The sequence below is a fragment of the Dolomitihabitans soli genome, assembly GCF_022213955.1.
Taxonomy (GTDB): Bacteria; Actinomycetota; Actinomycetes; order Streptosporangiales; family Streptosporangiaceae; genus Streptosporangium_A; species Streptosporangium_A soli.
The window spans coordinates 145,358-160,288 of sequence record NZ_JAKNTW010000019.1; the positions used below are offsets into that span (position 1 = coordinate 145,358).

Here is a 14,931-nt window from a genome sequence, read left to right on the forward strand (position 1 = left end):
TCCCCATGGTCCCGGGAGGCCGCACGCGTGAGGCTGGCGGCATGTCCGAAATCGACCCCACGGACGGCCAGCCGGCCGACAACGACGACGAGCCAGAGGTAGAGGCGTTTCCGGACGAGACGCCTGACGGGTTCGAGCCGGTCTGACCCCCCAACCGAAAGGGCACTTCCGCATGTCTGCACGCAGAGGATTACTCCTCATGGCCTCAATGCTGATGCTGGGGCCGCTGCTCCCGGCCAGTGCGACCGCCGCCATTCAGGAGCCCGAGCCCGTCAGAGAGACGGGGACCCCGGGGCCGGTCGCGCTGTCCGGGCTGGGCCGGGGCGCGCACACGGTCACCTTGATCACCGGTGACCGGGTGCGGCTGGCCGACGCGGGGGCCGGCAAGTACGCCGTGCGCCCCGAGCCGGCTCCCCGGGCCGACGGGACCCGAGCGCTGTTGTCGGTCATGGCGACCCCGGACGCGGTGTACGTCACGCCCAGCGACGCGATGCCGGCCATCCAGGCCGGCCGTCTGGACCGGGAACTGTTCAACGTCAAATACCTGGCCGAGCACGGCTACACCGACGACAAGGCCAAGGAACTGCCGGTCATCGTGCAGTACCCGAAGGAGCGGCCGGGCCCGGCCGTCGCCTCGGCCGCCAAGGCGATCCCGGCCAGTGAGCCCACGCTGACGCTGGAGAGCGTCAACGCCTCCGCGGTCAACGTCACCAAGGCGGACGCGGGCGCGTTCTGGAGCGCGGTGCGAGCCGTACCCGTGAAGACCGGGGCCGCCCGGTTGAGCGGCGACATCAGCAAGGTGTGGCTGGACCGCAAGGTCAAGGCCGACCTGGCCGAGAGCGTGCCGATGATCGGCGCGCCGCAGGCGTGGGCGGGCGGGCACGACGGAACCGGCGTGAAGGTCGCCGTCCTGGACACCGGCATCGACGCCACGCACCCGGACCTGGCCGGCAAGATCGCCGACAGCCGCTCCTTCATCCCCGGCCAGGAGGTGCGGGACGGGCACGGCCACGGCACCCACGTGGCCTCCACCATCGCCGGATCCGGCGCCGCGGCGAACGGCACGCACAAGGGCGTCGCCCCCGGCGCCCAGCTGATCGTCGGCAAGGTGCTCGACGACACGGGTTCCGGACTCGACTCCCAGGCCATCGAGGGGATGGAGTGGGCGGTGGCCGGCGGCGCCAAGGTGGTCAGCATGAGCCTCGGCAGCGGCCCCACCGACGGGACCGACCCGATGAGCCAGGCGGTCAACGCGCTGAGCGGCTCCAGCGGCGCGCTGTTCGTCATCGCCGCCGGCAACCTCGGCGCCTCGGGCACCGAGACGGTCGCCTCCCCGGGTACGGCGGACGCCGCGCTGACCGTCGCCGCGGTGGACAAGGACGACAAGTGGGCCCCGTTCTCCAGCCAGGGGCCGCGCGTCGACGGCGGGCTCAAGCCCGACATCGCCGCGCCCGGAGTCGCCATCACCGCCGCGCGCGCCGCCGGCACCACGATGGGCACCCCGCTCAACGACCACTACACCGCCGCCGCGGGCACCTCGATGGCGACCCCGCACGTGGCGGGAGCCGTGGCGATCATGGCCCAGCAGCATCCGGACTGGACCGGGGCACAGCTCAAGGCGGCGGTGATGTCGACCGCCAAGGACGACGAGCTCGGCGCGTACAAGCAGGGCGCGGGCCGGGTCGACCTGGCCAGGGCGCACGCCCAGCAGGTCTTCGCCACGACCGCCGGGCTCGACTTCGCCGCGATCGAGGGCGGGAGCGACCCCGTCAGCCGGAGCCTGACCTACACCAACCTCGGCGCCCAGCCGATCACCCTGGCGCTCACCCCGGCCCTGCACGAATCCGACGGCACCCCGGTGGAGGCGGCGCTGAGCCTGGCCGACGCGACCCTCACCGTGCCGGGCGGCGGCACCGCGACCACCACGGTCACCCTCGACCCCAAGGACCTGGCCCTGGGCAACTACACCGGCGCCGTGACCGCGGCCGCCGACGGGGTCCGGCTGCGCACGCCCGCCGGCGCCGTGCGGCAGCAGCCCAAGGCCACGCTCACCATCCACACGCTGGGCCGGGACGGCAAGCCGTACAGTCCCTGGGGGCAGGACACCATCGACGTGTCCGGCGACAAGGGCATCATCGGCGGCACCCTCCTCACCGAGGTGGGAACCACGATCACCCGCGTGCCGCAGGGCACCGTCAGCGTGACCCAGGTGCTCGACTGGACCGGCGACGACGACAGGTACAACCTGGCGTTCCTGTTCCAGCCCGAGATCGAGGTCACCGGGGACACCGAGATCACCCTCGACGCCCGGCAGTTGTCCGAGGTCCGCTTCACCACCCCGAAACCGGCGGAACCGCTCAACAACGACGTCACCTTCGCCTTCCAGCGGACGGTGTCCAACGGCGACGCCTACATGGGTGCCCTGGGGACGAACACGCCGATCGGATCCTGGGCACGACTGTGGGCCAATCCCACCAAGCCGGTCGACAAGGGCGCCTTCCGCTTCCACTCCCGCTTCACCCTCGGCCAGCCCGAGGTCGCGATGAGCGTAAGCGGCCGCGACAAGCTCACCCTGCACCCGGCCGCCCCGATGCACGCCTTCGACGCGTACGGCGAGCACCGTCAGGAGGGCACCTTCCCCGACTTCCGGCCGTTCACCGGGACCCGCGACCTGGAGGTCGTCGACGTCGGTGAGGGCAGGCCCGAGGACATCGCCGGCCGTGACCTGCGCGGCAAGCTCGTCCTGATGGAGGCGCGAAAGGCCGACGGGATCTTCGGCCCCGCGTGCGGCGCCCAGATCGAGCGGATCGGCCCGATCCGCGACGCCGGCGCGGCCGCGGTCGCGCACTTCCCGATGGCCGGCACCGGCTGCACGATTCCGCTCGGCATCGCCCAGAAGCCGTTCACCGGAGAACCCAAGCCCATCGGCATCCCCAACGTCTCGTTGCCCGGACGGGAGGCGTACCAGCTGCGCGAGCGGATCGCCGGGGGCAAGACGGTCACCGTCCAGGTGACGGGCACCGAGGAATCGCCCTACACCTACACCTTCGCGCCGTACGAGGAGGAGCGCGTCCCGCGTTCCCTGCACTACACCTTCACCGAGCGGGACCTGGCCCGGATCGACATGGACATGCACACCGTCGCGCCCGAGCGGTACAGCGACTGGCGGTACGCCTGGAAGGTGGACGACGTCCTGCCGCTGTCGTCGCAGCCCTCGCTGTGGGGCACCCCCCGGCTGACCGCGCAGCAACGGCGTGACTGGGTCGGGCCCCTCGACCGCGAGGTCGTCAGCTCGCACGGCATGTGGGAGATGGCCAACCCGCTGGGGATGAACGAGATGCGTCCGCAGTGGGCGCTGGAGGTGTTCGACAAGCCGGTCCGCCTCCGGCAGTCGTGGCCGACCACCCCGTTCACGCCGGGCGCCGCGACCGGCTCGGACCAGTTGTACAAGCTGGCCAAGCCCGGCGCCAACCTGGGCTGGAGCTTCCGCTGCATGATCTGCGTCCGGGGCGACGCCCTGTGGGCGGAGTTCGAGCTCAGCAACGGGACCGAGGGCGGCCGCCAGTACAACGGCGACTACTGGAGCGGTCCCTTCGAACCGGGCTTCGACGTCCGCCTGTACCGGCAGGACAAGGAGATCCCCCGCGACACCGTGCTCGGCGCTGACATCTTCCCGCACTTCACGCTCCCGGAAGGAGCCGGAAAGTACCGCCTGACCGCCAAGAACGCGACGCACGACGCCGAGTGGACCTTCACCACCCCCGTGAAGACCGAAGGACTTCCCGGCGCCGACTGCTCCCTCGAGCGGTTGTACGGCACGGCGGAACGCTGCAAGCCCGCACCCGTCGTGTTCGTCAGCTACGACCTGGGTGACACCCTCGACGCCGCCAACACGGTGCGGGCGGGCCGTACCCACACCTTCACCGTCTCTCCCTACCACTCGCCGTCGCCCACCCGGATGCCCGAGATCGCGGGTCTGAAACTGTGGGCCAGCACCGACGACGGCGCCACGTACCAACCTGTGTCCGTCAAGGAGAACAGGGACGGCACGTACACCGCCAAGACCCGTTACCCCGTCGGCAAGGACGCCGTGACCCTCAGGGTGGAGGCCTGGGACAAGGCGGGCAACACGCTCAAGCAGACGACCACTCGCGCCTTCAACCTGCGCTGATCCGTCGATGACCCGGGCACCCTCGTGCGAACGAGGGTGCCCGGTGCCGTGTCCCCGTCGATCTGCTCCGAGACCCGCCCGAGATTGGCGATTCCTGCGCCGGACCCGCGATGTTATTTTTGGGGGGTGCTGAGGGTGCTGGTCACGGGTATGTCGGGAACCGGGAAGTCGACCGCCTTGGAGTCGCTGCGGGAGCGCGGGCACAAGACGGTGGATGCCGACGGTGACCAGTGGAGCCATTGGGCCCGGCTTCCAGACGGCACTCGCGACTGGGTGTGGCGCGAGGACGCGATGACCGCGCTGCTCACCGGCCACCGGCGAGGCAAACTGTTCGTCGCCGGCTGCGCGTGGAATCAGGCAGGCTTCTATCAGTGGTTCGACCATGTGGCACTGCTGAGCGCGCCTGCCGAGGTGTTGCTCGACCGGGTCGCCAACCGGACCAACAACACCTTCGGCAAGTCTCCGGAAGAGCGCGAGAAGATCCTTCGTGATCTCCACGAAGTCGAGTCGTTGCTGCGGAATTCCGCCACGATCGAGATCGACGCATCGGCTCCGCTGGACGAGGTCGTGCGGCAACTCGACGAGCTCTCGCCGTAGTTCGGCGCTGCCGAGGTCCGAGCGGACGTAGCGCCGGCCGTCCGCTGCCCTCACCCGTCGCAGGCGGTTCTCCCCAGCGACCCCTGATTCGCGTCGTCATCCCGTGCCCGATCGGCGTCAAGCTGGCTTGACGTCAGGCTGGCTTGACGAAATGCTGGGGGCATGTCCACGCCTGAAGATCTTGAGCGTCAGTTCACGCTGCTGACCGCAGCCGCGCGTCATGACGTGCTGCGCACCCGTGACGCCCTGGCGCCGTCGCCCGAAGACGACTCCGAGGACCTGCCGATCGACCCCGAGGCGAAGCCCCTGACCAGGGCGGAGACGCTGGAATTGCTCGCGCTGGGGGAGGTGATCGCACGGAAGGCGGGCTACGGGCGTCAGCTCGGCGTGCGATCGGCTCGCCGGGCCGGTGCCTCGTGGTCACAGATCGGCGCCGCACTGGGGACGACCAAGCAGGCCGCCTGGGAGGCGCATCACCGATGGATCGACGAACAGGGCAGGCAGCCCAGCGACGGTCATTGGGGCTGGGACGGCGATGAGGTGGCGGCCGCACGCACGCTCGCCGGCGCACCCGACGACGAGGCCGCCGAATGAGCGGGCACGGCGAGGAGGCGATCCGGCCCTTCGTGCTGCGCATCCCGCAGCGGGACCTGGACGACCTGACCGCCCGCCTGGCCGCGACCAGGTGGCCCGACGATCCGGCCGGGGCCGGCTGGGCCCAAGGGGTGCCGGTGGCCTACCTCAAAGAGCTGGCCGAATACTGGCGCACCGGCTACGACTGGCGGGAACAGGAGGCGCATCTCAACCGCTTCCCGCAGTTCACCACCACCATCGACAACGCCGGAGTGCACTTCCTGCACGTCCGCTCCCCGGCGACCGGCGCGCTGCCCCTGCTGATCACCCACGGCTGGCCCGGATCCATCGTCGAGTTCCTCGACGTGATCGGACCGCTGACCGATCCCGAATCCCACGGTGGGGATCCAGCCGACGCCTTCCACCTGGTGCTTCCCTCCATTCCGGGATACGGGCTGTCCGGCCCCACCCGCGAAGGCGGCTGGGATGTGCACCGCGTGGCCCGCGCGTGGGCCGAGCTGATGAGGCGCCTGGGCTACCACCGCTACGGCGCGCAGGGCGGCGACTGGGGACACGCGATCACCCTGGAACTGGCCGCCGTCGACATCGGCCGCGTCGTCGGGATCCACCTCAACACGCTGCTGACGCCACCCCCCGCCGATCCGGCCGAAGCCGCCGAACTCGACGACGGCGACAGGGAACGGCTCGACCGGCTGATGAGCGCCGAACCCGAGATGTCGGGCTACGCGAAGATCCAGGGCACCCGGCCGCAGACCCTGGCCTATGCGCTCACCGACTCCCCCGTCGGGCAGCTCGCCTGGATCGCCGAGAAGTTCAAAGAGTGGACGGACTGCTCTGACGTGCCGGAAGAGGCGGTCGCCCGCGATCGGCTGCTGACCAACGTGATGCTGTACTGGCTCACCGCGACCGCGGGGTCGTCCGCTCGCCACTACTGGGAAGCCGCTCACCCCACCCGCCCGCCCCGCCCCGAGCCGCCGACGACGCCCACCGGCGTGGCGGTCTTCGCCGCCGACCTGGCCCGTCCCGTACGGCGACTCGCCGAACGGGACCACAACATCGTCCACTGGACGGAGTTCGACCGAGGCGGGCACTTCGCCGCGATGGAGGAACCCGACCTGTTCATCGACGACGTCCGCGCGTTCTTCCGGCGTTTCCGGTGAGATCGAGCCCAGGGCCGGCCGGCCGCTCAGCCGTTGCGTTCGGACCTCGGACACCATCGGTTTCCCAATGCGGAACGCAGGCAGGTGCGAGGTCCACTGAGGCCCGCACCTCTCTTGTTTCCGGGTCGAAAGCAGCACGCAGGCTTCCGCCGATGGGCTGCCGAGCGCTTCCGGGGGTATTCAGCCGGGCAAGGAGGCGAGCCAGCCGGTCAGGATGTCGTTGACCTGCTCGGGGCGCTCCTGTTGCACCCAATGGCCGCAGTCGTCGAGAAGGTGGGCGGAGGCCAGGCCTGGCAGGGTGGCGGGAAACGCCTTGATGGCGTCGGCCAGCCAGGTGGTGGAGGCGTCCAGCGCGCCGCCGATGAACACCGACGGCTGGGTGATGGGGGAGCCGTCGAAGTCGGCGAGGTCCGCCCAGTCCCGGTCCATGTTGCGGTAGCGGTTGAGCGCCCCCGTCATCCCGGTCCGCTCGAATTCGGCGGCGTAGACATCCAGGTCGTGCTCGGTGAGCCAGGCGGGTAGCCGGCCGGCGGGGAAGCGCTCGCGCATCGTCCCGCCGGGGGAGACGAAGTGCGGGTCCGGGGCGTCGGCGGGCGGCATGGTGTCGCCGGACAGGGCGGCGTAGAGGCCGGCCAGCCAGCCGCGGACGTCCGGCTCGATCTCGGATTCAGCCCGGCCAGGCTCCTGGAAGTAGGACACGTACAACTCCTGCGCTCCGCCCATCCGCGCGAAGACCTCGCTGGGCCGCGGGCCGCCGCGCGGGGCGTACGGCACGCTCAGCAGCCCGACCGCGCTGAAGACCTCGGGTCGGACGAGGGCGGAGTTGGCGGCGACGGTCGCACCCCAGTCGTGACCCACGATCACCGCTGTCCGCTCGCCCAGGGCGTGCACCACGGCGACGTTGTCCTCGATCAACTCCAGCATCCGGTACGCGGACGCAGCCTCGGGCTTGGAGGAGCGGCCGTACCCGCGCACGTCGATGGCCACGGCCCGGAAGCCTGCCGCGGCCAGCACCGGCAGCTGGTGGCGCCAGGAGTACCAGGACTCGGGAAACCCGTGCACCAGCAGCACCAACGGCCCCGAACCCTGCTCCACCAGATGGACTCGGCCGGCGGGAGAAGAGACCAGGCGATGGGAAGGCTCCCGAACAGATGACGACATCAATTCTCCAAAGTCCTCGACTCCTCCGCGCAAGGTGCGGCCACCATCGACCCGGCCGGCGACCTGCGCCTCTTCCCTCGATCATGCGACAGACGACGAGTCCACCACGAACCGAGTTGCCACTTCGGCAAACCGGCTGACGATGAAGCCACGGAGAAGGACATCGGAGATCATCACCCTGAGGTGGGTACCTCGCTCGGGGGGCAGACGTCGCGGGGATCGGTCCCGGACGGTCACCAGGCCCGTACGAAAGGCGAAGACGACCGCCTGCACCGGTCGCGGAGTCCGAGCTTGACCAGGTCGCCGCCCGCCTGCATGGTGCCGAGCACCGCCGGTTTGGGTTCATCCCCGGCGCCTTCCGCAGGAAGGTGGAGAAAGTTGGTCGGAATCCGCGACATCTACGTCTTGACCGTCTGGTGGCCGCTGACGAGCGTCGCCACCCGCGACCGGCTGGGCCGACGAGATCGAACTCGGCGGAGTCACCCAGTGCGACGGTTTCGGTTCGCCGTGCCCGTCGCTAGTCCGGGACCACGCCGATCTGCCGCAGCACCGCGAGGACGTCGTAGTAGTCGGTCTGCCGGACGATCAGCCCGTTCTCGTCGAACTCCATCAGGCTCAGCGCTCGGTTGTCGATGAAACTGCCCCGGACCGCGGTCTCCGGCAGGTGCGAGAAGGTGCCCGTCAGGGTCCCGCCGCCGCGCCATGGCACGGCCGCCCGGTTGCCCGAGATGAGCGCCTCGCCCATGTCGACGCGGGTGTCCGGGCAGGCGTCCACCCAGACCCGCATGAAATCCGCCAGCTCCGTGCGTCCCTTGAAGGTCTTCCCGAGCGCGATGTCCTCGAAGACCGCGTCCTCGGTGTAACACCGCGCCCAGCGCTCGCTGTCGTGGTCGTTGAAGTACGCGAACCACTTGCGGAGGGTGGTGGCCGGAGTGGCGGGAGGCTGGTCGGTCATGAGACTGCCTTTCACTTGTCGGGGTGCCGGGGCGGGTGGTCGGCGGCTCCGGCGTAGTCGGCGGGGAGGGCGTTGCGGCCGGTCACGGAGCGGGCGGCGAGTTGCTCGGTGCGGCCGGGGACAGCTTGAGCGGCTCACCACTCCCGGTCGAGCAGGAGGGTGGTGAGCTCTTCCAGGTCGTGGCGCGCCTCATCGGCGATGTCGACGCCGGCGACGCATTCCCAGGCGGTGTCGATGCGCCGCTGTGCCTCCGTCCGCGCCCAGGAGCGGCCGCCCGCCTCTTCGACCAGCGACGCGGCGAGGTGCAGTTCGTCCATTTCGAGCGGGCCGGAGGTCTCGTACAGGTCGGCCAGCCGCCGGGACGCGGCGCATCCCGCGGTCAGCGCCGCCACGACGGGGGCGCTCTTCTTCCGCGCCTGCAGGTCCGAGCCCACCGGCTTACCGGTCACCAGGGGATCGCCCCAGAGGCCGAGCAGGTCGTCGACCAGCTGGAACGCCACCCCCAGGTGAACGCCGAACCGTTCGAAACCGTCGCTCCAGGCAGTGGGGACCGCCGCGGACAGTGTCCCGAGCCGGCACGCGCAGCCGAGGAGCGCCCCCGTCTTGCCCTCGATCATCCGCAGGCACGCGGTGATCGGCCGTACGCCGAGGCGCTCGAAACGCAGGTCGTCGCACTGACCGGCCGTCAGGTGGCGCAGTGTGCGGGCCAGGTGGTGACTCGCCGCCATGGACTCGGGGCGCTCGGGGGTCGAGAGCACCTCGAAGGCCAGGCCGAACAGGGCGTCGCCGGCCAGGACCGCCATCGGGACGCCGTACCGCGCCCACACGGTGGCCTGGTGTCGTCGCTCGGTGTCGCCGTCCATGACGTCGTCGTGGATGAGCGACGCGTTGTGGATCAGCTCGACGGCGACGGTCCCCGCGACGGCGTCGGTCAGGCTGCCACCCACGGCCCGGGCGCACAGGAATCCGAAGGCGGGCCGGATGAGTTTGCCGTGCGCCGAGCCGGTCGGCGCGCCGTGTTCGTCGCGGAGTCCTATCTGGTAGGCGCAGATGTCGCGCAGGGTGGGTTCGAGACCGTCGATCCAGTGGGCGAGGGTCGGCAGCGCGAGCCGCCGGGCGTGGACGATCCCCTGGGGGATGGCGGGTGCCGGGGCCTCCGGCCGAAAGAGCGGTGTTCGTGTGCTCATGGCGCTCGTCAAGTTCTTCCTGGACTCGATGGCTTACCGGGCTTGCTCCTGCTGCGTACCGGCCGGCCCGCCCGCCTGGTGAGGCGCGCGGGTGCCGTCGTCACCTCAGCGCCTGCACGACTCCGGCGTCCAGGTAGTCCGTGGGCCGATGGGCCGACGTCGTGTCCGCCCGGCGGTATCGCTTGGTGCGGGCCGACCAGTCGAGGTTGCCGCGCATCCACGAACGCATCCCCGCGAAGTTCGCCGCCAGGACGTCGGCGTGGGCGGGGAACTCGGCGAAGGTCCGGCCCTCCCGCTCCTGGTAGGCGCGGATCTCCTCGGAGATCGCGGTGACGACGTGGGAGACCGATCCGTCGCGGTCAAGGCCGCGGGCGTGCTCCACCACGGCGACCAGGTTGTGGTACTCGCCCAGGGACAGTTCCTTCTCCAGCGAGTACACGTCGTTGGTCCAGCAGACGACGTCGCACGCCGACCGCAGGGCGTCCTGATAGGTCTCGTCGCCGTATACCGGCGCGGGGACGACGGAACGCTCGACGATCTCGATGAGGTCCATGCAGACGTAGATCGCCCCGGTGTGCCGGCGTTTGGCGATGTAGGTCGCCTCGTCCGGGACCTCGCCGGCGACCCGGTTGCCCGCCTCCCAGAACGCCGCCATTCCGCCCTCGGCGACGTGGCCGACGAAGCGGTCACGCCACTCCGGTGTGGAGTGCGGCACCGTCCTGCTCCACAGGTCGGCCAGCGACTCCACGATTGCCGGGCTGCCGGGACGGACGACGGCGGGCGGGCCGCCGTCGTGGAGGAGGACCGCCGCCATCTCGCCCATGAGCTCCTGGACGCGGGCCGGCTCGCGCCCGACGGCGCCGTCGTCGAACTGGTCGTCGAGCAGGAACAGCCAGGCGAACCAGTCGGCGATCAGGCACAGGCCGGTCTCGTCCGCCGTCGGGTAGGTGACCGCGGCGAACCAGCCGAAGTCGGCGTGCGCGAACCGCTGCCGCGCGCTCTCCCTGCGGACCAGCCCATGCTGCAGGACCCACGCGTCCAGGTGCTCGCGCGCCGCCGCCACGTGCTCGTTGACCAGCGGCGCGAGGTCGTCGAAGGCCCGCGGCAGGATCTCGTCGAGATGGCGGTCCACCAGCGCGCCGCCCCTGGCCGAGGTGAGACGGGCGATCGGATCCAGCCGGATCGGCGGCGCGGTCACCGGCGTTCCATCCGCGCGTGGATGCCGCCCTTGGGGTGCATCGTGATCAAGGGCTCGATCTCGACGTCCTGGCTCTCCTCCGGGATCTCCACCCGGTAGGCCTGCGCGATCATCGCGAGGATGAGCGTCAGCTCCGTCAGCGCGAAGTGCTTGCCGATGCAGTTGCGCGGGCCGCTGGCGAACGGGATGTAGGCGTGTCTGGGCCGTTGGGCGATCTGCTCGGGGGAGAAGCGCTCGGGGTCGAACCTGGTCGCGTCGGGCCAGTAGTCCGGATGGCGGTGCAGCGTGTACATGTTGAGGTACAGGTCGGCCTTCGCGGGGATGTGGTACCCGCCCATCTCGTCCTCTTCGATCGAGCGCCGCATGGTCTGCCACGCCGGCGTGTACAGCCGCAGCGTCTCGTCGATGATCATCCTGGTGTACTTGAGCTTCGGCAGGTCGTCGAACGCGGGGACGCGCCCGCCGAGGACGTCGTCGACCTCGGCATGCAGCCGCGCCTGCACCTCGGGGTGCTGGCCGATGAGGTAGACGAGCCAGGCGACCGAGTTGCTGGTGGTCTCGTACCCGCCGATGATGATGTTCAGGACCTCGCGGTGGAGCTGGAGCGGGGTCATGCCCGTTCCGGTCTCTTCGTCCACGGCGTTCATCAGGGCGGTGAGCAGGTCGTGGTGGACCTCGTCGCTGCCGATCCGCTTGTCGATGACGTCCGAGACGTAACCGTCCATCGTGCGGATGATCGCATTCAGCCGGCGGTAGGGCGGGATCGGCCAGCTCAGCGGGGGGAACGGGAAGCGGAAGAAGTTTCCCACGATGTGGTTCGCCTCGAGGAACATCTCCTCGATCGAGTCTCCCCGCGAGCCGACGTGCGCGCCGAACAGCGACCGGAAGACGATTCTCATCGCGAGCTGGCCGAGTTCGGTGCTGATGTTGACGACGTCGCCCGGCTGATACCGGTCGTCCCACCGCCGGAGCATCTGCCCTGTCTCGTCGGTCATGTTCTCGGCGAATCCCGCGACCTTGGGCTGGTGAAAGGAAGGCTGCATGATACGTCGTTGCCGCCGCCAGGGCTCGCCGCCCACATTTCCGATGAGCCCGCCACGGAGAATCGGCTCCACGGCGCGGAACAGGAACGTCGTCTTGTCGTAGTTCTCATGGTTCCGCACGAGGACGCGTTCGAAGTAGTCGGGATTGTTAATCATGATCATTTTAATGCCCAGCAGGCGTATGCGGACGATGTCTCCATGCGTCTCGATCATTCTCTGCAGGAATCCGACTTGATCACGCCGCATGTAGTAGACCCCGCCGACCTGGTCTTTCAGGCTGGTGTTGGGCACTCGTCTCAGCGGTCGCCGACTATTCGCCCTGCCCTGGGATTCGAGCGGGGTCCGGGCGTTCTGCATAGCGCTCTTGCTCATTTTCACGACCAGCTCTCTACCGTGGTGGGAGGCGGACGTCGTATCTGACGCGGAGCGGGCAGGAGTGCCTCTGGAGAATTCTTGCGAGGGCCTGCTGTGCACACGAGAATTGCAGTAGCGCATTCTTCGACGCATCTTCTAGATTGCGATCCCCCCTGATGGGGCCGCCCGACTGCAGGCTCGACATAAAGCATCCGCGCGGAGACTGCATTCGTAGCTCTCGACATAGGAGATCGCCTTGTCAGCGAGGGTGGCCGGTCAGGCTCGGGCCTGGTGAATCTGCCGGAAAGCGGGCCGAGTCAGGATGTGGTTGCCGGCGGCAGACCGCGTACCGGAGAAAGGGGGCAGTGGCTTTAGTCCCATCACGTCAGGAGGGCGCGCCAGCGGTCGGCGGACTCGATCATGTCCAGGCTGACCCGCTCCAGGAACGCCCCCGCCTTGGCCAGCCGTTGCCCCACGGGGCTGTCGAGCCCGTACGTCTCGGCCGCCGCCATCGTGACCTGCACTGTCTCGATTGTCTGCCGCCTGCCGGTCACGATCGAGTGGTACCAGGCGTCGTCGTCGATCACGTAGATGTCGCGACGCCGCTGCGGATCGCGCTCGCGCCGGATGAACCCCTGTTGGACCAGGTAGTTCACGGCGACGGAGACGGAGGCCGGGCTGATCTTCAGTCTGTGGCTCAGCTCGGCCGCGGTGCGCCTGCCGTCCTCGGACAGCAGCAGGTCGAGGTGCACGCGCGCATGCATCCTCGGCAGCCCCGTTCTGACCGCTACCTCGATGAGCTCCTCTTCCATCGTGTCGCCCGGCGATCCGGTCGCACGGGGTGGAGCCGGTGTGCCGCGCCGCGCCCGCTGGGCCGTCGCTTGGTGCGCCTGCTGGGGCCGGTAGTCGCTGGGGCCGCCGTTGCGTCCGATCTCCCGGGTGATCGTCGAGGTCGGCCGGTCGAGCCGCCTGGCGATCTCGGCGTAGGAGAGCCCGTCGGCGAGTCCGGCCGCGATGCGCTCGCGGTCCTGCTGGGTCAATCGTCCTCCTGGCATGCCGCCAGTATTGCCTTCGCCACCATTCATTGCAACTCAAGATTGCATTCGAGTCCAGCGTCATTGCAACGATTTACCCCCTGATACCTGGGGAAACATATTTCTATCGATTGACTGAATTCCGAATGCAACGTAGCTTTCGAGTCACGCCAAACACGTACTGTCGCGAAAAGAGGAACGACCATGAGTGAATCCCTGCACCCCGTCGAGAACAACAGGGCCCGGACGCCACGGGTGTCCCGGAGAGTGGCGGTCACGGCGCTGGCGGCCGTCCTGCTGGCCGGGGCGGCCACCCCCGCGGCGGCCACCGCGGACAGCAGGGCCGCCGCCGGGCAGGATCGCCCGGAGTTGCAGAAGGCCATCCAGGAGTTCGTCGATTCCGGTTACGCCGGGATGCAGATGCGCGTGAACGATGAGCGGGGCGAGTGGGTCGGCAGCGCCGGGGTGCGCAAGCTGGGCCAGAGCGCCAAGCCGCCGACGAACGGCCACTTCCGGATCGGCAGCACCACCAAGAACTTCACCGCGACCCTGATGCTGCAACTGGTGGCTGACGGCAAGGTCGGGTTGGACCGCCCGGTGGCCGACTACCTGCCCGATTACGAGCTTGACCAGCGGATCACGGTGCGGATGCTGCTGCAGCACACCAGCGGGTTGTTCGAGTACACCGGCGATTTCTACCCCGACGGGACGTACGTGCCGGGGATTCCCTGGCAGGGCAAGGAGTGGGTGGACAAGCGGTTCCACACCTACCAGGACGAGGAGCTGGTACGGCTGGCGTTGTCCAAGCCGGCGACGTTCGAGCCGGGGACGAACTGGAGATACGCCAACACCAACTACGTGCTGACCAAGCTGCTGATCGAGAAGGTCACCGGCCACTCCTATGCCACGGAGATGAAGCGGCGGATCCTGGGGCCGCTCAAGATGTGGCACACCAAGGTGCCGACCGCCTCGCCGGAGATGCCCAGGCCGCACGCCCACGCCTACTACCGGTATGAGGACGCCGGCCAGTGGAAGACGATCGACGTCACCCGCCAGAACCCCTCCTGGATCTCCGCCGCCGGTGAGATGATCTCGACCACCGAGGATCTCCACACGTTCTTCTCCGCACTGCAGGGCGGCAAGCTCATCCCGGCCCGGCTGCTGGCCGAGATGCGCAAGCCGCACCCCAAGAGCGCCGGCCTCTTCGGCAGCTACGGCCTCGGGCTGTACGTGCAGGACCTGGGCCCGGGCTGTGTCGGCACCGTCCTCAACCACAACGGCAGCAACAATGGCTACGGGGCGCTGATGTACAGCACGCCCGACGGCAAGAAGACCATGACCGCCTCGATCACCATGGGGGACGCCGCAATCGATCAAGCGCAGGTGTTCCCGAAGGCGCTGGAGAAGCTCCTCAAGCAGGTGTTCTGCGGCGGGCGGGCCGCGGGCTGACGGGGCGAGCCAGCCAGGCATTGCGGGA

At 69.3% G+C, this 14,931-nt stretch carries 11 protein-coding genes; 5 read left to right on the forward strand and 6 right to left on the reverse strand.

All coding sequences use genetic code 11. From position 1 onward, the window contains the following. Window positions 1–199: 199 nt before the first annotated feature. The 4 genes from MBA17_RS30885 to MBA17_RS30900 all read left to right on the forward strand — a co-directional run bounded on the left by MBA17_RS30885 (window position 200) and on the right by MBA17_RS30900 (window position 6,522). A complete protein-coding gene (locus tag MBA17_RS30885) occupies window positions 200–4,171 on the forward strand; it encodes a S8 family serine peptidase (RefSeq protein ID WP_238500267.1) in 3,972 nt (1,323 codons plus the stop codon). Window positions 4,172–4,297: 126 nt separating this feature from the next. Further along, on the forward strand, window positions 4,298–4,768 hold the full coding sequence (locus MBA17_RS30890; protein WP_238500268.1) for an AAA family ATPase: 471 nt from the start codon (window positions 4,298–4,300) through the stop codon (window positions 4,766–4,768). Between the two features lie 162 nt (window positions 4,769–4,930). After that, window positions 4,931–5,362 carry a hypothetical protein gene (locus MBA17_RS30895; RefSeq protein WP_238500269.1) on the forward strand — a complete coding sequence of 144 codons (432 nt, stop codon included), beginning with the start codon at window positions 4,931–4,933 and terminating at the stop codon, window positions 5,360–5,362. Further along, window positions 5,359–6,522 (forward strand): epoxide hydrolase family protein, encoded by a 1,164-nt coding sequence (locus MBA17_RS30900; RefSeq protein WP_238500270.1) that lies wholly within the window; start codon window positions 5,359–5,361, stop codon window positions 6,520–6,522. Before MBA17_RS30895 ends, MBA17_RS30900 begins: the two co-directional genes overlap by 4 nt. A 180-nt stretch (window positions 6,523–6,702) precedes the next feature. Here MBA17_RS30900 and MBA17_RS30905 read toward each other — a convergent pair whose 3' ends face one another. From MBA17_RS30905 to MBA17_RS30930, 6 genes are all read right to left on the reverse strand, one after another. Further along, window positions 6,703–7,617 carry an alpha/beta fold hydrolase gene (locus tag MBA17_RS30905; RefSeq protein ID WP_238500271.1) on the reverse strand — a complete coding sequence of 305 codons (915 nt, stop codon included), beginning with the start codon at window positions 7,615–7,617 and terminating at the stop codon, window positions 6,703–6,705. 583 nt (window positions 7,618–8,200) lie between these two features. Next, window positions 8,201–8,638: a nuclear transport factor 2 family protein gene (locus MBA17_RS30910; protein ID WP_238500272.1), complete on the reverse strand. Its 438-nt coding sequence runs from the start codon at window positions 8,636–8,638 to the stop codon at window positions 8,201–8,203. Between the two features lie 134 nt (window positions 8,639–8,772). Then, window positions 8,773–9,825: a polyprenyl synthetase family protein gene (locus MBA17_RS30915; RefSeq protein ID WP_238500273.1), complete on the reverse strand. Its 1,053-nt coding sequence runs from the start codon at window positions 9,823–9,825 to the stop codon at window positions 8,773–8,775. 100 nt (window positions 9,826–9,925) lie between these two features. Next, window positions 9,926–11,023 carry a terpene synthase family protein gene (locus tag MBA17_RS30920; RefSeq protein WP_238500274.1) on the reverse strand — a complete coding sequence of 366 codons (1,098 nt, stop codon included), beginning with the start codon at window positions 11,021–11,023 and terminating at the stop codon, window positions 9,926–9,928. Continuing rightward, window positions 11,020–12,438 carry a cytochrome P450 gene (locus MBA17_RS30925; protein ID WP_238500275.1) on the reverse strand — a complete coding sequence of 473 codons (1,419 nt, stop codon included), beginning with the start codon at window positions 12,436–12,438 and terminating at the stop codon, window positions 11,020–11,022. Before MBA17_RS30925 ends, MBA17_RS30920 begins: the two co-directional genes overlap by 4 nt. Window positions 12,439–12,800: 362 nt before the next feature. Beyond that, the gene (locus MBA17_RS30930) at window positions 12,801–13,460 is read right to left on the reverse strand and encodes a GbsR/MarR family transcriptional regulator (protein ID WP_238500276.1); all 660 of its coding nucleotides are present in this window, start codon (window positions 13,458–13,460) and stop codon (window positions 12,801–12,803) included. A 198-nt stretch (window positions 13,461–13,658) separates the two neighbouring features. On the opposite strand from MBA17_RS30930, the gene MBA17_RS30935 reads away from it, so the two are divergent. Continuing rightward, entirely contained in the window at window positions 13,659–14,903 is a 1,245-nt protein-coding gene (locus tag MBA17_RS30935) for a serine hydrolase domain-containing protein (RefSeq protein ID WP_238500277.1), read from the forward strand. The last annotated feature ends 28 nt before the right edge of the window (window positions 14,904–14,931 follow it).